Source organism: Spongiibacter thalassae, assembly GCF_012272835.1.
Lineage (GTDB): Bacteria > Pseudomonadota > Gammaproteobacteria > Pseudomonadales > Spongiibacteraceae > Spongiibacter > Spongiibacter thalassae.
Map to the genome: position 1 here is coordinate 269,138 of NZ_JAAWWK010000005.1, position 18,179 is coordinate 287,316.

Consider the following 18,179-nt stretch of genomic DNA (forward strand, 5'->3'; position numbering starts at 1 on the left):
TATAGAAGTCAGTGAGAGCGTGAAATTGACTATGAATTAGTATCCGTAGATTTATACAGGGGAGGCTAGGTATGCCTCTCTCTGTTCCAGAGTTTTGCACTCACGGCTGGTTAAAGCGGTCTTTTACTGCAATATTCAACCTGTTGCCGGAGTTGGATTGGGTGTCGATGTGTGTCAACTCGGCAATAAACGCGTGGGCCCGTTGACAGGTGATATTGTAAATTGTCTTGCAAAGATTGAATGCGTCCGCATGTGGCCAGTCTGCGGGTAGCAACTGATTGGGAAGCTGAGGATCGTGAAGATTCGCTCGCCGGAAGGAGTGAATCATTAAAGTCTGCAATTGAAATGCGCTCAGTGCCGACAGGTCATTGCTGTTAAGCAGAGCGAGCGCCGGTTTGAAATCTGCGACAAACTTTTGGTAGCGCTGATTCACCTCGTCCAGATTCCAGCTTGCCCTGATTTTTGGCATATTGCTGAATCCGTCACTGTCTTCGATCGAACTGGCGCGGAATATCAAAGCCAACTCCTGATAACCATTGCGCTCGACGATCTGTCGCGCGGTGTCCAAACTGGCTAGCGGATGCAAAAATACACCGTTGGATAACAGGGTAAAACCGTTCCACTCCAGTTCTTTTCTAAGCTCAGTGCGCTCGGTAGTAGCTTCGAGATTTTTTTGCAGTACAACCAGTGTCCACTGGCCGTCCCAGTCGATGTGATAGGACTGGTAGATGTGCTTGTAGGCAGACTCAAAGCGGCGGGTACCTGCTGGCGTTAGGGAGTAAAAACTCCGACGGCCCTCTTTTCTGGAGGTGAGCCAGCCTTCGTCTGAGAGCCTGAAGGCACTGGTGCGCACCAAACGCTCGTTGATTCCGAATACAGACATCAGCTGTATCAGCTCACTCAGCCAAATTCCCTCTGAATACGGGGATATAGCATCGCCGAACACGGAAATTATGAGCGATTTTGAACGCGGTTCTTCCGTTTTAATATAGTGGTTGATCCACTTTTCCAGTGTGTTTGTCATGATTTTTTGAGGCATTGCCTGCTCGTTTTTCTATCTAATAGCTTAGAAAAGTAACGGTGAACTTTCCGCAGGTATGATGTGCCGCTACCCATGATGAGTTCACAGTGATGGCGAAGCCACGCCCATCGGCGAATTTTAGGAGAATCGCCGTATAAAGTCGACCGCAATGAGATCAGTCACATTGAGCGATATTATCAAGTCGTTCACACGAGGCCTCGGCGGCTTTACCCAGAATTGAGGCTGGCTGCCAGAAGTCGTCGCCGGTTTGCTGCTGAAACTGCGTCATACGATTCACGGCATTCGCCAGGCCATAGGTTTCTGCATAGAACATTGGTCCGCCGCGCCAGCGGGGAAAACCGTAACCGTTCACATAAACCACATCGATATCACTGGCTCGTTCGGCAATGCCCTCTTCCAGAAGCTTCGCGCCTTCGTTTATTAAAGCCAGAATCAGTCGGTCTGTGATTTCGTCGGCACTGATGTCGCGCCGGGAAATTCCCCATTTCTTTGAATGTTCCTCTATTAGGGCGGTCACCGAAGGATCTTCCTGTTGCACGCCTGTGTCCGGGTCGTATTGATAGAATCCCGAGCCCGTTTTTCGGCCGAGTCGCTGTCGGTCGACGAGTTCATCCGGGACCGAACACTCCGGCAGGCTTCCGGGGGCAATGCCTTGGTTACGCCGCGAAAAATAACTGATATCCAGTCCGGCAAGATCGGCAACGGAAAGGGGACCCATGGCCATTCCCCAATCTTTGATGGCGGCGTCAATTTGCGCGGGGGTAGCACCTTCGATCAGCAGTAATTGTGCCTGCCGGGCATACTTTTGTAGCATACGATTGCCGACAAAGCCGTAGCACACGCCGACAGTAACCGGTATTTTCCCGAGCCGTTTGGCAACCTGCATCAAGGTTTTTACCACGTCTGGCGCTGTGTGTTGCGCGCGTACCACTTCAAGCAGTTTCATGATGTGGGCAGGGCTAAAAAAATGCGCCCCAACCACATCCTGGGGTCGCGATGTCATTTGCGCAATCTCGTTAATATCCAGATAAGAGGTATTCGTCGCCATGATTGCCCCGGGCTTGCAAGTGGCATCGAGTTTCTGGAATACATTGGACTTGACTTCCATGCTCTCGAACGTCGCCTCGATCACGAGGTCGGCCTTTGCGATGTCCGTCATCTGTGTCGTGCCGTGTACCCGATTGAAGGCCGCATCAGCGTCGGCGCGTGAGTAGATTCCTCTCTTCACGCCCTTGTCGTAGTTGCCGCTGATGATGTTGAGGCCGCGCTTTAAGTTGTCTTCGCTAACTTCCACCAAAGTGACCTGATAGCCCGCTGTGGCAAAGCACATGGCAATGCCGCCTCCCATAGTGCCCGCGCCGATAACGGCAACATGGTTAATGTCACGGGCAGTGACTTCGGGGCTGATGGTTTTGGGTTTTGCGACACTGCGCTCGGCAAAAAACAGGTGCCGCAAAGATTGTGAGCCGCGAGACGCGCGGCACTCGAGGAAGCGCTCGCGCTCAAGTCTCTGGCCTTCCTCTACATCGAAGTGAGTAGCGATTTCGATCAGGTCAATGATGTAGTTTGGCGCAAGCAGGTGCTTGCGGTGTTGTCGGTGCTTGGCGCGAGCCTCGTCGAACATTGCAGTTGCAGCGGTCGGGCGAGGGCGGTCACGGGTCCGTTTAATCGGTGCACGCGCGGACACCAGTTCGCGTGCATACTCCAGGGCAGCGTCTGGCAGTGCTCCATCAATGAGGGCATCGAGCAGTCCGTAGTCGAGGGCGATGGTAGCTGACAGGGGTTTGCCGCCAAGGATCATATCCAGTGCCTTCTCTGCGCCGACCAGTCGCGGAAGGCGTTGCGTTCCGCCAGAGCCGGGTAGAAGTCCCAGATTCACTTCTGGCAGTCCCAGGTTGGTATCGGGGACGGCGCAGCGGTAGTGGGCGGCCATAGCGAGCTCAAGGCCACCCCCTAGTGCGTTGCCGTGCATCGCTACGAGGACCGGGAAGTCGGCATTTTCAACCGCCGCGATCACATCTGGCAGCTGGGGAAAGTCCTGGGGTTTGCCAAACTCCGAAATATCTGCACCGGCAATAAATGTTTTTCCTTCTCCGTATATGAGCAGCAACTCGGCGTTGTCGGACCGCGCTTGTTCGAGTACTGACAGCAAGGAGCGGCGGACAGCTTCCGAAATGGCGTTCATAGGTGGATTGTTTATTGCTGCAATGGCAATGCCGTCTGAAATTGAGTAAGTCACTGATTCAAGTAGGGTTGTCGAGCTGGGTGAAGGCATTTTCGGACCTCTGATGTAATAGGGTGTCGGGCTCACATTGAATTATATATTACAGTAAACTTGCCCAAAGGTAAAAATAGTGTATCATAAAGATCAAGGTCGTCTCGCTGGCTGGTCTCAACACTGAGCCGTCAGGAGCGTTGCTAATAAAGATGTAAATCTCGCGCATTGGAGTCAGTTTTATGAAGCTCAGCAGCTACGTATGTGGTAAGTGGCACGAAGGTGCCGGTCAGGGAGTGGAAACATTTAATGCCATTACCGGTACCACTGTGTGTCATGTCAGTAGCGAAGGTATCGATTTTGCGGAAGTCGTTCGCCACGGTCGGGAGGCCGGTGGTAAAGCACTCCGGGCGATGACGTTTCATGAACGTGCGCTGGCGTTGAAAAATATGGCCAAGGCGCTAATGGCGGACAAGGAAAAATACTACGAGATTTCGGCCCAGACCGGCGCCACACGTGCTGATGGTTGGGTTGATATCGAAGGTGGTTTGGGGACGGTTTTTTCCTATGCCAGTCTGGCAACTCGCGAGTTGCCCAATGACACCGTTCTGGTTGAAGGCGACACTGAAGTTCTTTCTAAACAGGGCAGTTTTCTGGGGCGTCACATACTGACTTCCAAACCCGGTGTGTCCGTGCATATCAATGCGTTCAACTTCCCTATTTGGGGAATGCTGGAAAAAATTGCGCCTAGCCTGATTGCTGGCGTGCCGGTGATTGTTAAGCCTGCGACTCCCAGCGCCTACCTGTCTGAAGCGATGGTAAGAGATATCGTCGCTGGCGGTTATTTTCCAGAAGGCGCAATTCAGATTATTTGTGGGTCTGTGGGAGATCTGCTTGATCACCTTGGCGAACAAGATGTGGTCACTTTCACCGGCTCAGCAAGTACCGGTCGAAAGCTGCGCACTCATCCCAATATCATTGCCAATTCCATTCCCTTCACCATGGAAGCGGACTCGTTGAACGCCGCTATTCTTGGTAAGTCAGTCAGCGAGGACGACCCGGAATTTGACTTGTTCCTGAAGGAAGTGGCGAAGGAGATGACAATCAAAGCGGGGCAAAAGTGCACCGCGATTCGCCGCGTGATTGCGCCCCGCGACAAGGTCAGTGCTGTCATTGAGGGGTTGTCAGCCAGACTTGATAAGATCGCGATGGGTGATAGCGCTCACGAGGGGGTGCGAATGGGTGCCTTGATCAGTCGTGATCAAGTACGGGATGTTGCTGAACAAGTCGCTCGCTTGTCTCAAGAGTGCGAAATTGTCCACGGTGGGAGCGAAGATTTTGACGTGGTGGGTGCAGATAAGCACAAAGGGGCGTTTTACCCGAAAACCATTTTATATTGCGACAAGCCTTTTGAAAAAACGCTCGTTCATGAAATCGAGGCTTTCGGACCGGTGACCACCGTTATGCCCTACGACGAGCTGGACGATGCCATCAATATTGCAAAACTTGGTAAAGGCAGTCTTGTCGCATCGGTATACAGTTACGATGCCGGCGAAATTAAATCGCTGGTTACATCGGTTGCGGCCTGGCATGGTCGCATGCTGATTCTCAACCGTGACTGTGCCAAGGAATCGACGGGGCACGGGTCTCCGCTTATGCCTTTGGTGCATGGTGGTCCCGGACGTGCCGGCGGTGGTGAAGAATTGGGCGGGCTGCGCGCTGTGAAACACTATATGCAGCGCACTGCGATCCAGGGTTCACCAAGAGCGCTGACAGCAGTGACGTCCGAGTATCACCGAGGCGCTGTGGTCGAGTCTGATGGCGTTCATCCGTTCAGAAAATACTTCGAAGATTTGATCGTAGGCGAAACGCTTGTTACGCATCGCCGTACAGTTAGTGAAGCCGATATTGTTAACTTCGGCTGTTTAAGTGGCGATCATTTCTATGCTCATTTTGATGAGATCGCGGCAAAAGATTCCTTCTTTGGGAAACGTGTTGCTCACGGTTACTTCGTGCTGTCAGCTGCGGCTGGCATGTTCGTCGATCCTGCTAAAGGCCCGGTTATCGCCAACTATGGACTGGAAAGCCTCCGATTTATTGAGCCGGTAGGTATTGGTGACACCATTCAGGCTAAATTGACCGTCAAGAAAAAAATCAAGAAGGCTAAACGCGGTGACGAAAAGGCTAATGGAGTTGTGCAGTGGGCTATCGAGGTCATTAATCAGCATGACGAATTGGTGGCGGTGTACGACATTATGACTCTGGTCGAGCGTCGAGAAGACGACTAAAAATTCAAGAGGACCGCACAATGGAATATAAAAACATCCGCTTTTCAGTTGAAGCTGGTGTCGCCGTTATCACCTTGAATCGGCCTGACACACTTAACAGCTTCACCGTAGATATGCATCTCGAATTTCGTGATGCACTTACACGATGCGCTGAAGATCAGCAGATTCGCTGTGTGCTGCTTACTGGTGAGGGTCGCGGCTTCTGCGCTGGACAGGATTTGAATGACCGCGCAGTGTCACCTGGAGAGGCATCACCTGATTTGGGGGAATCCGTTGAGAAATATTACAACCCGATGATTCGATTAATTACTACGATGGAAAAGCCGGTGGTGTGTGCCGTCAACGGTGTTGCAGCCGGCGCGGGAGCCAATATTGCGTTGGCGTGCGACATCGTGATTGCGGCGCGATCAGCAAGTTTTATCGAATCATTTTGTAAGTTGGGCTTGATCCCGGACTCAGGGGGTACCTGGCATTTGCCACGATTGCTCGGGATGGCTCGGGCCAAGGCCGTTGCGATGCTGGGGCCTGAGATATCGGCGGAGCAGGCGCAACAGTGGGGCATGATCTGGGATGTGGCTGACGATGAAAATCTGATAGAAGCTGCGATAACGTTAGCCAAATTGTTAGCGACTCAACCGACCAAGGGTTTTGCGTATACGAAACAAGCGCTACACGCCTCTGCAACAAATAGTCTCGATGAACAGCTTGAACTCGAAAAGGCATTAATGCGCTCTGCAGGGCAGACTGAAGATTACAAGGAAGGTGTTAATGCCTTTATGAATAAGCGCAAACCTGAATTTGTGGGCCGATAATCCCAACTGTTAAATTACGGAGAAGCTACATGGAACCGCTAGTCGCTTATATTTGCGATGCTCAGCGAACTGCAATTGGACGATATGGCGGGACGCTCGCAGAGGTGCGCGCTGACGACCTCGGCGCCGTACCGATGCGTGCATTGAAAGAGCGCAATCCCAGCGTAGACTGGGCACAGGTAGATGATGTGTTTTACGGATGCGCCAATCAGGCCGGTGAAGACAACCGTAATGTCGCGCGAATGAGTGCATTGCTGGCAGGGCTGCCTGCGGGGGTACCCGGAATGACGATCAACCGCCTGTGCGGGTCTGGTCTGGATGCGGTGGGAACAGCTGCGCGAGCGATCCGCGCCGGAGAAATCAATCTGGCTATTGCCGGAGGGGTCGAGTCAATGTCCCGAGCGCCCTTCGTCATGCCCAAAGCAACGTCTGCATTTGATCGCAAAGCTGAAATTTTCGACACGACTATTGGCTGGCGCTTTGTCAACAAGGTATTGAAAGCTCAGTATGGCATTGACTCAATGCCTGAGACGGCTGAAAACGTAGCGGCCAAATTTGAAATAAGCCGAGAAGATCAGGATACATTTGCCGTAAGCTCTCACGCCAAAGCCCACGCTGCGCAAACGGCCGGACGTTTTGATATTGAGGTGACGCCGGTCACTATTCCAAAACGCAAGGGCGATGCCGTTGTGTTTGATAAAGATGAGCATATTCGCCCACAAACGACCTACGAGAAATTGTCTACGTTGCCAACGCCTTTTCGAGAGAACGGAAGCGTTACAGCGGGTAATGCTTCTGGTGTGAATGACGGCGCGTGTGCATTATTGCTCGCGTCCGCGGAAGGCGTAAAGCAGCACGGGCTGACTCCGAAAGCAAAAGTATTGGGGATGGCATCGAGTGGACTTGAGCCCTCAATCATGGGGTTCGGTCCGTATGAAGCCTCTAAAAAGGTACTTGAGCTTGTAGGCTTGAGTATTGGCGATATGGACGTTATCGAACTGAATGAGGCGTTTGCGTCACAGGGGCTGGCAGTTATTCGCGCATTGGGTTTGAACGATGATGATCCTCGCATTAATCCAAATGGTGGTGCGATCGCACTGGGTCACCCTCTCGGTATGAGTGGTGCGCGTCTTGTTACTACCGCTATGTATGAATTGATTCAGAAACAACAGCGCTACGCACTGTGCACGATGTGCATTGGTGTTGGTCAGGGCATTGCGCTGGTGATCGAACGCGTTGCCGACTGAAAAGGAGTATGCCGTGAATATGTCAACTATGAATTTGAATCGCTCGCAGGATGAAGCGGAGCTGGAAGCAGAATTTCAGCGCCGCATTGATAACGAAGAAAAAATTGAGCCGAAAGATTGGATGCCCGAAGCATACCGTAAAAACCTGATTCGGCAGATTTCCCAGCACGCGCACTCAGAAGTCATCGGTATGCAACCCGAGGGCAATTGGATTACGCGTGCGCCCTCCTTGCACAGAAAAGCTGTGTTACTGGCTAAAGTACAAGACGAAGCAGGTCATGGCTTGTACCTTTACAGTGCGGCGGAGACATTGGGAATATCGCGCGAAGAATTGATTGATGCACTGCATACTGGTGCGGCGAAATACGCATCAATTTTTAACTATCCCTCGTTGTCGTGGGCCGATATGGGCGCTATTGGCTGGCTGGTCGACGGTGCTGCGATCGTAAATCAGGTCTCCCTGCAGCGGACCTCTTACGGGCCGTACGCCCGAGGTATGGTTCGCATTTGTAAAGAGGAGAGTTTTCACCAGCGTCAGGGTTACCATATCTTGATGACGCTGATGGAGGGCGACGAAAGGCAGCGGAAAATGGCTCAGGACGCCGTTAACCGCTTCTGGTGGCCATCGCTGATGATGTTCGGTCCCCACGATTCTGATTCAGAACACTCTGGTCAATCAATGACCTGGAAAATCAAACGTCAATCCAATGATGAACTACGGCAAAAATTTGTCGATCAAAGTGTTGAGCAAGCAGAAGCCATCGGCCTGACGCTACCCGATCCTGACTTGCGCTGGAATGAAGAGCGTGGTCATTACGACTTTGGTGAGATTGATTGGGATGAATTTTATTCTGTGATTGCGGGCAACGGACATTGTAACCGTGACCGTGTCGCCCATCATCGACGCGCCCATGACGAGGGTGCGTGGGTCCGGGAAGCTCTGGACGCATACGAAAATAAAAGAGCTGCTGCTCGCACTGCTTAAAGGTAAAGAACATGTCTCAATCAAATATGAAATTGTATGAAGTGTTTATCCGCGGCCGTCGAGGTCTCGATCATAAACATGTAGGCAGCTTGCACGCAGAAGACTCTGAGCAAGCGCTGGAATACGCCCGCGACGTCTATACACGTCGTGGCGAAGGTATCAGCATTTGGGTAGTGAATTCCTCTGATATCTGCGCCTCTCAGGAAAGTGACTGCGAAAGCTTTTACGATCCCTTGGACGACAAGCCGTACCGTCACGCAACCCATTATCAACTTCCCGAAAAAGTTAACAACATGTGAGCCTGAGCATGAGTAATGTAGCTAACGAAAAAATAGCGGCTTATGCCAACCGCCTGGGTGACGACTCACTAATTCATGGTCACCGTTTAAGTGAATGGTGCAGTAATGGCCCCTTCCTTGAAGAAGATCTTGCCATGACCAATGTTGCGCTGGATTACATTGGTCGTGCGCGCAATTTTCTGACATATGCCGCAGAGCTGATTGGTGGTGGAGCAACTGAAGATACATTGGCGTATGAACGTGACTGTCTCGAGTATACCAATCTATTGATTTACGAGCTGCCGAAAGGTGACTTCGCTTTCACTACAGCCAGACAATATTTGCTTGACGAGTTTGAACTTCTGTTTCTAACCGCTCTGTGTAACTCCGAAGACAGTACTCTGGCCGCAGTAGCAGAAAAATCACTGAAAGAGACACGCTATCATTTGCGTCGTAGCAAAGAGTGGATGTTACGGCTGGGTAACGGCACGGAAGAAAGCAAGGAAAAATTGCAGACAGCTGTCGAGCAATTGATAGGCTACACGCCTGAACTTTTCGAGGTTGATGCTTTAGAGAAAGATTTAATCTCGGGGGGGATCGCGGTAGATCGAGCTGGTCTCGAAGAGTCTTGGCGAAGCGCTTGCGAAAAGACCTTTGATGAGGCTGGCGTTAACATGCCCCAGGCAGTATGGCGCGTGAAAGGAGGTCGTACAGGATTTCATACTGAACACCTTGGGCATCTGTTGGCAGACATGCAGTTTGTACAACGCGCATACCCTGGGTGTCAGTGGTAGCTAAGGATGCAACGTGTGAGCGACGAGACTTTGATCCCTATGTTGCCGATTGAGGAATTCGAGCGGCGGGAGCGGCGACGCATGTCGCCAGTAGCTGATATATGGGACTTGCTTGACAGAGTGAAGGATCCGGAAGTGCCGGTAATCAGTATTTGGGAGCTTGGAGTCCTTCAAGATATTACTGTTCAAGAAGATGTCGTGACGGTTTCGATAACGCCAACCTACTCCGGCTGCCCAGCGATCAATGCAATGGCTGAAGATATTGTCGATTGTTTGGCGGCAGCGGGATACGATCATGTCAATGTGCAAACTCGATTGCAGCCCGCGTGGACGACAAGCTGGATGTCTGCAGAGGCTAAGCGCAAATTGGTCGACTACGGCATCGCGCCAATGCAAAAAGATGACGAGGGAATCCAGTGTCCACATTGCAGATCTGTGGACGTCAAGCTGGTGAGTTATTTTGGTTCAACAGCTTGCAAGGCACTGTATCAATGTAAAAGTTGCGATGAGCCTTTTGACTATTTTAAAAACCTATAGAGATTGAGATAAGAGAGAAGCGGGATAATGAGCACGAGAGCATTTCAGCAGCTGGCCATTGCCAGTGTGCAAAAAGAAACCGATTCTGCTGTAGTGATTGGCTTCGATCTGACGGCGGGGCAAGCAGAAGATTTTTATTTTCGTCCGGGCCAATACTTGACATTGCGCGCAAATGTCGATGGCGGAGCCGTTCAGCGTTCTTATTCGATATGCTCCGGGGTTAACGATGGCGCAATGAAAATTGCGGTAAAGCGTGTTGACGGAGGCAAGTTTTCCAATTTTGCGAATGATGAACTCAAAGCCGGCGATGTCATAGAGGTGATGCCGCCTCAGGGTAGTTTTAGCGCGGACATCGATTCGGCCCATAGTAAGAATTACCTGTTTATAGCCTCCGGCAGCGGCATCACGCCGATACTTTCTAATATTACTTCAATTCTCGATGTAGAAAGTAATAGCAAGGTGACCTTGATCTACGGCAACAAACGAACCACCTCGATCATGTTCAGAAATGCTCTGGGTTTTTTGAAGAATCGCTACCTGACACGCTTTCAGTGGATCAATATCCTCAGTCGGGAAGATCAGGGCGTGGACTTGCTTAATGGTCGTATTGATAACGCCAAGGGGCGTGATTTAGGCGCCAGATTATTGGATCTCACGTCCTATGATGAGTTTTATATCTGTGGTCCTGAATCAATGATTTCTGAAGTGTCACGCGGTTTGCGCAGTATTGGCGTCGAGGAAGACAATATTCGTTATGAGTTGTTTGGCACCTCTGCCGATGATGCCAGCGCAGTGTTGGAGAAGCATCACGCTCGCGCGAAAGCCTACGCGGGGAAAATGAGCGAAGTGACCGTCATTTTCGATGGCCGAGGCAGCTCATTCGACCTCAGTGCTGACGGTGAAAACATTTTGGATGCCGGCATGAGTCACGGTATGGATTTGCCATACAGCTGTAAAGGTGGTGTGTGTTCAACTTGCAAAGCCCTATTGGTGGAGGGTGAGGTCGATCAGGATATTACACACGGGCTTGAAGAAAGTGATATTCAACGGGGTTTCATCCTAACCTGCCAGGCTCATCCGATATCAGAGAAGGTTGTTGTTAATTTTGATGAAAAATAATGCTCACATGTTTTTAGCTCACAAGGAAGACTCGCAATGACCAAAGTGGTATTGTCCCCCCAGACGCTTGCCGAACGTTGTGCCGAGGTATTGATGGCACGGGATCAGGCGAGTCGCCACCTAGGTATGGAGCTGGTGTCAGTGTCTCCAGGAAAGGCGGAAATGAAAATGCTGGTGAAGGATTACATGGTCCAAGGGCATGGAAACTGCCACGGTGGCTATATTTTCACTCTCGCCGACACCACCTTTGCATTCGCATGTAACACCTATGACGCTGTCTCTGTCGCCCAGGGCTGTAACATCGAGTATGTTCGCCCCGGTAAACTGGACGATACCTTGACAGCGAAATGCGCCCAATTGTCGCGTGGTAAGCGAACTGGCGTGTACGACGTAACTATCGAAAATCAGGATGGTGAATTGATCGCATTGATGCGTGGAAAGTCTTATCAGGTCGGTGCCTCGCTGCTGAGCTGATACAGCGGGCATTAAATGCCGGCGTGGTGAGCGAAACCCGCGCTGTGACGCGCAGCGGAGCGTTTCACTGCTAGCTGGTGCCGGCGCTAAATCGGCTCACTTCCGCACAGCTTAAGATTGGCGCGAGTCTTTTTCGTCAACTTGCACGGCAAGCGATGTTCCGCTGTCGCCAGCGTCGCCATTAATACTCTTTTTAAACCCTCTAATCGCGCTACCGAGGTCACTGCCGACACTACCGAGGCGTTTGGTACCGAATAACATTGCGACAATGGCCAGAACAATCAAGAGCTGCCATATACTGATTCCGCCGAGACCCATCTGATACTCCTCTTCCTAAACTCGTTCTTATTGAGTGTAAAACGCTAACCTACTTGAGGGACGCACTGAGCCGACCCAGTGTAGCGAACTTAATGTAACACAAAAAACTAGTAAAAAAATATATTTGTATCAAGTAATGTCGGTCAGCTTGACTCGGGTTTATATGTAGTATTTAATGTTACATATATCGGGGGGTATCTATGAGCAATACGAGATTTGCGGTTGCGGTACATGTGTTGAGCGTGTTGCGTCTAAGCGACGGGCAGACCGTACCCTCGTCATTGCTGGCGAGCAGTGTTGGCACAAACCCGGTGGTAATCCGCAAATTATTGGTTGTCCTGGCCCAAGCCGGGCTGATTGTCGTTGAACGTGGCAATAGTGGTGGTGCTCGTCTTGCGCGCGCTGCTGACGACGTTAATTTGGCTGATGTACTCGACGCGGTTACTGGAGTCGGCGATATGGTGAAAATCCACGGTGAAGCCAATCCGGCGTGTCCCGTAGGGCGGAATATCGGTCATGTGCTGGATCTCATTCTGAATGATGGCTTTGACGCATTTCGTTCAATACTGGCGAAGCACACCATTGAGGATCTGGTTCAGTCTATTCGCGCGCGGGATGCAGGCTAAAAAATTTTACCTCTATATGTAACATGAATAGATACATAAAAAGGTTGGTCGCCCGGTATTCGGGCAAAAACAGGTGTCACTCAACGCAGATGGAGAGATTATGACGACGACCACACGTGAAAATCTGGTGGTAAAGCTATTGAAATCAATTGAAACAAAAGACCCTGAAGGGTTTGCTGTTATCAGTTCTGAACAATATATTCAGCACAACCTCTTTGTTGCTGATGGACGAAAGGGATTTGTGGCGTTTGTGCAGTCATTACCTGATGGGTTTGCCAAAGTCGATACGCGCCGAGTGTTCGAGGATGGTGATTACGTCGTTGCGCACAGTGAAATAGATATTGGCGGTGCTCGAGCCGTTTTCGATATTTTTCGATTCGACGGGGATAGAATTGTCGAGCATTGGGATGCGGCCCAGGCATTGACACCGCCAAACCCAAGTGGCCGCTCTCTGCTGGACGGTCAACAAACGCTTGCGGATCCCGGGGTTTCCCTCGATCAATGTAAAGCCGTGGCAAAAGGGTTTGTGGAAAATGTGCTGATGGTGGGCGATTTGTCCAATGCGGGAGACTATGTTGGTGATACCTATCTGCAGCACCATCCGCTTGTGCGAGATGGGCTGGATGGGCTCAGAGAAGCATTTTCCCAGTGGCAGACTGAGGGCATCGAAGTCCGCTATGAAAAAATCCATCATGTATTAGGAAAGGGGGATATGGTTCTGGTCGTGACTGAGGGTTGCTTCAATGGTGCGTCAGTGGCCTACTACGATATGTTTAGAATTGATCAGGGGAAAATTGCAGAACACTGGGACGTGGTTGAGGAAATTCCCGCAAGGGAAAGTTGGGCTAATAACAATGGTAAGTTTTAATAACCCATCGTTCTATTGAGGTCTCTGCCGCAACAGGATTTGGTTATCCTTGATGCCGCAGCGCGCCGCTCAAGTCAATTGCACACAATGAGGCTAGCGCTGCACAGAATGCAACGTTAGTCATGTTGAATTGGGGCAACATCCCTTGCAAAAGGAGGGGTGATAATGACTCATACACCGCACGGCGCTGGCGCTGACTTGGATCCAATCGAAACTGCAAGCCGGGAAACAATCGCTGAGTTGCAATTGCAAAGGCTCAAGCAAACCTTGGAAAAGGCCTACAATAATGTACCTTTCTACAAGCAGAAATTCGACGAAGCGGGTGTGACACCTGCAGATCTGCACTCACTCGAAGACCTCAGTAAATTTCCCTTTTTGGTTAAGCAGGATCTTCGCGATAACTATCCTTTTGGATTATTTGCCGTTCCACGGGAAAAAGTGTGTCGCATACACGCTTCCAGCGGTACGACTGGCAAGCCGACAGTGGTCGGTTACACCAAAAATGATATTGACAATTGGGCCGACCTGGTTGCGCGCAGTATTCGTGCGGCGGGCGGGCGTCCCGGTGATATCCTACATAATGCTTATGGCTATGGTCTGTTTACCGGCGGTATGGGGGCGCACTATGGGGCCGAGCGCCTCGGCTGCACGGTGGTGCCGATGTCTGGCGGGCAAACAGAAAAGCAAGTCCAATTGATACAGGACTTTAAGCCGCGGATCATTATGGTGACCCCTTCATACATGCTCAATTTAATCGAAGAATTTGAGCGCCAGGGAATTGATCCTCGCTCGACCAGTTTGGAGATCGGCATTTTTGGTGCTGAACCGTGGACCAATGCAATGCGTCAGGAAATTGAAGAGCGTGCAGGCATTGACGCTGTCGATATTTATGGTCTCTCGGAAGTGATGGGCCCCGGAGTAGCCAGTGAGTGTGTTGAAACCAAGGACGGCCCAGTGATTTGGGAGGATCATTTCCTGCCCGAGATTATCGACCCGGTGACCGGAGAGGTATTGCCTGATGGTGAAGAGGGCGAGCTGGTCTTTACCTCGTTGACTAAAGAAGCCTTTCCAGTAATCCGTTATCGTACGCGCGACTTGACTCGGTTGTTGCCCCCGACTGCGCGTGGCATGCGCCGTATTGGGAAGATCACCGGCCGCTCTGACGATATGTTGATCATTCGTGGGGTCAATGTATTTCCGACGCAGATCGAAGAGTTGCTTCTTAAGATCCCCGAGCTTGCGCCCATCTATCTGATTGAGGTGGCCAAGGAGGGTAATATGGACGTGGCGACCGTTTCGGTAGAGCTGTGCCCTCAATATCAGGAGGCGGTTGATACCATGCGCGAGGATATTTTGGCTCGTCTCAAGCATCTCGTCAAAACCTATGTAGGGATTTCCATTAAGGTCAAGCTGGTCGATAGTGCTGGGCTTGCCCGCTCTGAAGGCAAGGCCAAGCGTGTGATAGATTACCGATAAAGGCCAGTCATGAGCTCCGCATATATATGTGGAGCCGTGCGTACGCCATTCGCCAGTATGAGCAGCTTTTACCGCCGCTTAACGATAGCTGAGCTTGCTTCGTTGCCACTGCGCGATATGGTCAGGCGAAATGCCGCCATAGACTGGCGGAATATCGACAGTTTGTACGTTGGCTCCAATAATAAGAATTTATGCACGACGTATCGATTTCGTGAATTCGCGGCGGGATGTTTGAAGCACGCTGGAATCAGTAGCCATGTCGCTGCGCAACAGTTTTCAGGCTCATACTGTGCGGGAATGGCTGCTTTAGCCCAGGCATCGCTGGATGTGGAGAGTGGGGGCGGTCAGGTTGCAGTTGTGCTGGGTGTGGGTTGGCATGGAGATGACTCTGCTACACCGCGTATTGTTGATGATTTTTACTTTACGAATTTAAACGAGAGAGTGGCTCGTCGCGAGAAGATAGCGAGTCATTACCGCGTAGCCAGTGAGTTGCGCGATGCGTACATTCTGTCGGCTTTTACTAATGCCGGTCACGCTCGTAAAAGTGGATTTTACGAGCGTGAATGTATGCTGGTGAAAAGGACAGATACGAAGCATCTGGCCTATTTTCGCGAAGACGATATTGAGTTTGTTGCCAGTCCCGATGCCGCAGAAGTGACAAAGATGGAAAAGATTGTGCAGCTAAAGCCCGCGTTGAGGGCCGGCTTTGCTCCGGCCGCGGAAGGGGCATGCGGGCTGGTGCTCGCCTCGCGGCAGGGGATCGATCTGCTCGGCTTGCGTCCAAGAGTGAGAGTCATGGCGCAGGCGATAACAGAAAGCGCCGTTGATTTGTCTACACCGTATTGTATTCCAGCGATTGAACAGGTACTTGATCAAGCTGCATTGAGCATATCGCAGTTGGATATGCTTGAAATCAGTGAGACCTGTTCCGTCGAGGTGCTCGGTATTATGCGCCATTTCGATATCACACTGGAGTCAGGAAAAGTCAATGGCAATGGCGGAGATCTCGCCGTAGGTGAGGCCTCTGGCGCGTCTTCGGTGCGATTGGTCGTGACCGCCATGAACAAACTGCAGGCCAACAACCTTCGTTATGGTCTATGCGCGGCATCGTCTAGCGATGGGCGGGGTATGGCAATCTTGTTGGAAAATTTGGTGGAATGTTAAAACGGGAGAGAATGGCATGATTAAAGTCAGTATCAGTTACAAGTATGAAGAAAACGCCAATTTTGATCACGCGTATTACTCGGCTCAGCACCTGCCAATGGTGAAGTCTCTGCTGGGCGACGCGTGCATAAAATATGAAATTGACAAAGGTGTGTGCGGTCCGATGCCGGGAAGTGCGCCAGATATTATTGCGGCTTGTCATCTGTATACAGAAAGCACAGAGAAGTTCTATCAAGCGTTTTCTGCAGTGCAAAAAGAAATTTTGCGCGATGTCAAAAACTATACTGAAATCACGCCGGCTATGCAGGTCAATGAAGTGTCGGCATCAGAGTAAGCGGGTCTTTGCACAAAATGTGAGTGTCTCTGCACGCGAGAGGGGGTTATTGCGGCGGAATTGCGTTGAAATAGAGGTCGAAATTTTAACGCAAATAATAATGCGGAGACAGATTAGTGATGACAGACATGGCAGGTAGTTTAGCGTTGCCGCGTGAGATGCGGCATTTCATCGAAGGTCGCGAGGTCGAGTCCGCAGATGGCCGGCGCGGAGAGTTGCTCAGTCCGGTAGACGAAGCGGTGTTTGCTACTTACGCTTTCGGCGGCGAGGAAGACGTAGATAAGGCCGTTTCTTCAGCCCGTGCGCAATTTGATCACGGTGAGTGGTCTCGTCTGAGTGGCTATGATCGCGGTTTGTTACTGAACAAGCTGGCGGATCTCATTGAGCGTGATGCAGACCTGATTGCGGAAATGGATGCGGCCTGCATTGGGCGCCCGGCGATGGAGCCTCGTATTCTCGATTTGCCCAATGCGATTCAGACTATCCGTACTTCAGCAGGCTGGGCAGATAAACTGGAAGGGCGAACCATTCCGACCCCCGGTTACCTCGGCAGGCCGACGATCTCTTACACAGTGCATGAAGCCGTTGGTGTGGTAGCGGCGATTACGCCCTGGAATACACCGTTTATGATTACCTGCTGGAAGGTTGGGCCGCTGCTGGCCGCGGGTTGCACGGTTGTGATCAAGCCTTCTGAAGAAACTCCGATGTCGGCCCTGCATTTGGCCCGGCTGGTCAAGGAAGCGGGTTTTCCGGATGGAGTGGTTAATGTTGTGACGGGATCCGGTTCTGTCATTGGCAACGCCTTGGTACGGAACCCTGGGGTGGATAAAGTGACCTTTACCGGTAGCCCCGGTGTGGGTAAACACATCCAGCAAGAGGCGGCAGAAGACTTTAAGCGCGTGTCGTTGGAATTGGGCGGTAAAAGTCCTCAAATCGTCTACGCCGACGCTGACCTCGCCGAAGCGGTTGCCGGCTGCGCAATGGGGATATTTTTCAATCAGGGGCAAATATGCGCGGCGGGGTCTCGAATTCTGGTACACGAAGACATCGCAGAGATCTTTGCGCAACAGTTTGCCGCGGTCGCAGAGAGCATAGTGGTGGGCGACCCTGCTCAGGAAGGTGTGCAAATGGGGCCGGTAGCGAAAAAGGCCCAATTTGACCGAGTCAATGATTACATACGCAAAGGCATCGATGCAGGCGCAACGCTGATGGCGGGTGGTGTCAGCGAGTACACCCAGGGGTGGTTCGTTAAACCGACGGTTTTTGCCAATGCCAACAACGACATGGTGATCGCCCAAGAGGAAATATTTGGTCCTGTAGCCACCATTATCCCGTTTAAAGACGAAGACGAGGCGATTCAAATAGCGAATGGCACGGTTTATGGATTGGGAGCTACGGTGTGGACGTCGGACGTAAAGCGGGCCCATCGCCTGGCCAAGCGCGTTAAGGCCGGTGCGGTCGGTGTGAATTGCTGGGCGCCGATCGACGCGCGACTGCCCTGGGGCGGTGTTAAGCAGAGCGGTATCGGCCGCGAATGTGGACTCGCAGGTGTTATGGCCTACACCGAAGAGAAAGTGATTACCGTCGTTACAGACTAACCTC

18 protein-coding genes are annotated in these 18,179 nt (G+C 51.4%); 15 read left to right on the forward strand and 3 right to left on the reverse strand.

Going from position 1 to position 18,179, the window contains the following annotated elements:
- Window positions 1-100: 100 nt before the first annotated feature.
- Together HCU74_RS14575 and HCU74_RS14580 are read right to left on the reverse strand one after the other, a co-directional pair.
- Window positions 101-1,039, reverse strand: coding sequence for a PaaX family transcriptional regulator C-terminal domain-containing protein (locus tag HCU74_RS14575; RefSeq protein ID WP_168451154.1), 939 nt, complete (start codon window positions 1,037-1,039; stop codon window positions 101-103).
- A 157-nt stretch (window positions 1,040-1,196) separates the two neighbouring features.
- Window positions 1,197-3,317: a 3-hydroxyacyl-CoA dehydrogenase NAD-binding domain-containing protein gene (locus tag HCU74_RS14580; protein WP_168451155.1), complete on the reverse strand. Its 2,121-nt coding sequence runs from the start codon at window positions 3,315-3,317 to the stop codon at window positions 1,197-1,199.
- A gap of 182 nt (window positions 3,318-3,499) precedes the next feature.
- Between HCU74_RS14580 and paaZ the strand changes: the two genes are divergently transcribed.
- The 9 genes from paaZ to paaI are packed head-to-tail and all read left to right on the forward strand — an operon-like array spanning window position 3,500 to window position 11,791.
- A complete protein-coding gene (paaZ, locus tag HCU74_RS14585) occupies window positions 3,500-5,545 on the forward strand; it encodes a phenylacetic acid degradation bifunctional protein PaaZ (RefSeq protein ID WP_168451156.1) in 2,046 nt (681 codons plus the stop codon).
- A gap of 20 nt (window positions 5,546-5,565) precedes the next feature.
- Window positions 5,566-6,357 carry a 2-(1,2-epoxy-1,2-dihydrophenyl)acetyl-CoA isomerase PaaG gene (paaG, locus tag HCU74_RS14590; protein ID WP_168451157.1) on the forward strand — a complete coding sequence of 264 codons (792 nt, stop codon included), beginning with the start codon at window positions 5,566-5,568 and terminating at the stop codon, window positions 6,355-6,357.
- A 29-nt stretch (window positions 6,358-6,386) separates the two neighbouring features.
- Window positions 6,387-7,604, forward strand: a complete 1,218-nt coding sequence (gene pcaF / locus HCU74_RS14595) for a 3-oxoadipyl-CoA thiolase (RefSeq protein ID WP_168451158.1) — start codon at window positions 6,387-6,389, stop codon at window positions 7,602-7,604.
- A gap of 19 nt (window positions 7,605-7,623) precedes the next feature.
- The gene (gene paaA / locus HCU74_RS14600; protein WP_168451307.1) at window positions 7,624-8,589 is read left to right on the forward strand and encodes a 1,2-phenylacetyl-CoA epoxidase subunit PaaA; all 966 of its coding nucleotides are present in this window, start codon (window positions 7,624-7,626) and stop codon (window positions 8,587-8,589) included.
- Between the two features lie 11 nt (window positions 8,590-8,600).
- A complete protein-coding gene (gene paaB / locus HCU74_RS14605; protein WP_168451159.1) occupies window positions 8,601-8,888 on the forward strand; it encodes a 1,2-phenylacetyl-CoA epoxidase subunit PaaB in 288 nt (95 codons plus the stop codon).
- A gap of 8 nt (window positions 8,889-8,896) precedes the next feature.
- The gene (paaC, locus tag HCU74_RS14610; protein WP_168451160.1) at window positions 8,897-9,661 is read left to right on the forward strand and encodes a 1,2-phenylacetyl-CoA epoxidase subunit PaaC; all 765 of its coding nucleotides are present in this window, start codon (window positions 8,897-8,899) and stop codon (window positions 9,659-9,661) included.
- A gap of 6 nt (window positions 9,662-9,667) precedes the next feature.
- Window positions 9,668-10,198 (forward strand): 1,2-phenylacetyl-CoA epoxidase subunit PaaD, encoded by a 531-nt coding sequence (paaD, locus tag HCU74_RS14615; RefSeq protein WP_168451161.1) that lies wholly within the window; start codon window positions 9,668-9,670, stop codon window positions 10,196-10,198.
- 27 nt (window positions 10,199-10,225) lie between these two features.
- Complete coding sequence (locus HCU74_RS14620; RefSeq protein WP_168451162.1) at window positions 10,226-11,317, forward strand: 2Fe-2S iron-sulfur cluster-binding protein; 1,092 nt, start codon at window positions 10,226-10,228, stop codon at window positions 11,315-11,317.
- Between the two features lie 36 nt (window positions 11,318-11,353).
- Window positions 11,354-11,791, forward strand: coding sequence for a hydroxyphenylacetyl-CoA thioesterase PaaI (paaI, locus tag HCU74_RS14625; RefSeq protein WP_168451163.1), 438 nt, complete (start codon window positions 11,354-11,356; stop codon window positions 11,789-11,791).
- A 111-nt stretch (window positions 11,792-11,902) separates the two neighbouring features.
- Here paaI and tatA read toward each other — a convergent pair whose 3' ends face one another.
- Window positions 11,903-12,109: a twin-arginine translocase TatA/TatE family subunit gene (tatA, locus tag HCU74_RS14630; RefSeq protein ID WP_168451164.1), complete on the reverse strand. Its 207-nt coding sequence runs from the start codon at window positions 12,107-12,109 to the stop codon at window positions 11,903-11,905.
- 200 nt (window positions 12,110-12,309) lie between these two features.
- Between tatA and HCU74_RS14635 the strand changes: the two genes are divergently transcribed.
- From HCU74_RS14635 to HCU74_RS14660, 6 genes are all read left to right on the forward strand, one after another.
- A complete protein-coding gene (locus HCU74_RS14635; RefSeq protein ID WP_168451165.1) occupies window positions 12,310-12,735 on the forward strand; it encodes an Rrf2 family transcriptional regulator in 426 nt (141 codons plus the stop codon).
- A gap of 100 nt (window positions 12,736-12,835) precedes the next feature.
- Window positions 12,836-13,603, forward strand: coding sequence for a nuclear transport factor 2 family protein (locus HCU74_RS14640; protein WP_168451166.1), 768 nt, complete (start codon window positions 12,836-12,838; stop codon window positions 13,601-13,603).
- Between the two features lie 165 nt (window positions 13,604-13,768).
- The gene (gene paaK / locus HCU74_RS14645) at window positions 13,769-15,079 is read left to right on the forward strand and encodes a phenylacetate--CoA ligase PaaK (protein WP_168451167.1); all 1,311 of its coding nucleotides are present in this window, start codon (window positions 13,769-13,771) and stop codon (window positions 15,077-15,079) included.
- 9 nt (window positions 15,080-15,088) lie between these two features.
- Complete coding sequence (locus HCU74_RS14650) at window positions 15,089-16,243, forward strand: thiolase family protein (RefSeq protein ID WP_282596042.1); 1,155 nt, start codon at window positions 15,089-15,091, stop codon at window positions 16,241-16,243.
- Between the two features lie 16 nt (window positions 16,244-16,259).
- On the forward strand, window positions 16,260-16,577 hold the full coding sequence (locus HCU74_RS14655) for an EthD family reductase (protein WP_168451169.1): 318 nt from the start codon (window positions 16,260-16,262) through the stop codon (window positions 16,575-16,577).
- 119 nt (window positions 16,578-16,696) lie between these two features.
- On the forward strand, window positions 16,697-18,175 hold the full coding sequence (locus HCU74_RS14660) for an aldehyde dehydrogenase family protein (RefSeq protein WP_210425323.1): 1,479 nt from the start codon (window positions 16,697-16,699) through the stop codon (window positions 18,173-18,175).
- Window positions 18,176-18,179: the final 4 nt, after the last annotated feature.

Excerpts from the sequence above, each read along its gene's own strand:
- paaG (WP_168451157.1), top strand. The coding sequence starts at position 5,566 with ATGGAATATAAAAACATCCGCTTTTCAGTTGAAGCTGGTGTCGCCGTT.
- tatA (WP_168451164.1), bottom strand. The coding sequence starts at position 12,109 with ATGGGTCTCGGCGGAATCAGTATATGGCAGCTCTTGATTGTTCTGGCC.
- HCU74_RS14580 (WP_168451155.1), bottom strand. The coding sequence starts at position 3,317 with ATGCCTTCACCCAGCTCGACAACCCTACTTGAATCAGTGACTTACTCA.
- HCU74_RS14660 (WP_210425323.1), top strand. The coding sequence starts at position 16,697 with ATGACAGACATGGCAGGTAGTTTAGCGTTGCCGCGTGAGATGCGGCAT.
- HCU74_RS14650 (WP_282596042.1), top strand. The coding sequence starts at position 15,089 with ATGAGCTCCGCATATATATGTGGAGCCGTGCGTACGCCATTCGCCAGT.
- HCU74_RS14640 (WP_168451166.1), top strand. The coding sequence starts at position 12,836 with ATGACGACGACCACACGTGAAAATCTGGTGGTAAAGCTATTGAAATCA.
- pcaF (WP_168451158.1), top strand. The coding sequence starts at position 6,387 with ATGGAACCGCTAGTCGCTTATATTTGCGATGCTCAGCGAACTGCAATT.
- paaB (WP_168451159.1), top strand. The coding sequence starts at position 8,601 with ATGTCTCAATCAAATATGAAATTGTATGAAGTGTTTATCCGCGGCCGT.
- HCU74_RS14655 (WP_168451169.1), top strand. The coding sequence starts at position 16,260 with ATGATTAAAGTCAGTATCAGTTACAAGTATGAAGAAAACGCCAATTTT.
- paaA (WP_168451307.1), top strand. The coding sequence starts at position 7,624 with ATGTCAACTATGAATTTGAATCGCTCGCAGGATGAAGCGGAGCTGGAA.
- paaZ (WP_168451156.1), top strand. The coding sequence starts at position 3,500 with ATGAAGCTCAGCAGCTACGTATGTGGTAAGTGGCACGAAGGTGCCGGT.
- HCU74_RS14575 (WP_168451154.1), bottom strand. The coding sequence starts at position 1,039 with ATGCCTCAAAAAATCATGACAAACACACTGGAAAAGTGGATCAACCAC.
- paaC (WP_168451160.1), top strand. The coding sequence starts at position 8,897 with ATGAGTAATGTAGCTAACGAAAAAATAGCGGCTTATGCCAACCGCCTG.
- paaK (WP_168451167.1), top strand. The coding sequence starts at position 13,769 with ATGACTCATACACCGCACGGCGCTGGCGCTGACTTGGATCCAATCGAA.
- paaD (WP_168451161.1), top strand. The coding sequence starts at position 9,668 with ATGCAACGTGTGAGCGACGAGACTTTGATCCCTATGTTGCCGATTGAG.
- HCU74_RS14635 (WP_168451165.1), top strand. The coding sequence starts at position 12,310 with ATGAGCAATACGAGATTTGCGGTTGCGGTACATGTGTTGAGCGTGTTG.
- paaI (WP_168451163.1), top strand. The coding sequence starts at position 11,354 with ATGACCAAAGTGGTATTGTCCCCCCAGACGCTTGCCGAACGTTGTGCC.
- HCU74_RS14620 (WP_168451162.1), top strand. The coding sequence starts at position 10,226 with ATGAGCACGAGAGCATTTCAGCAGCTGGCCATTGCCAGTGTGCAAAAA.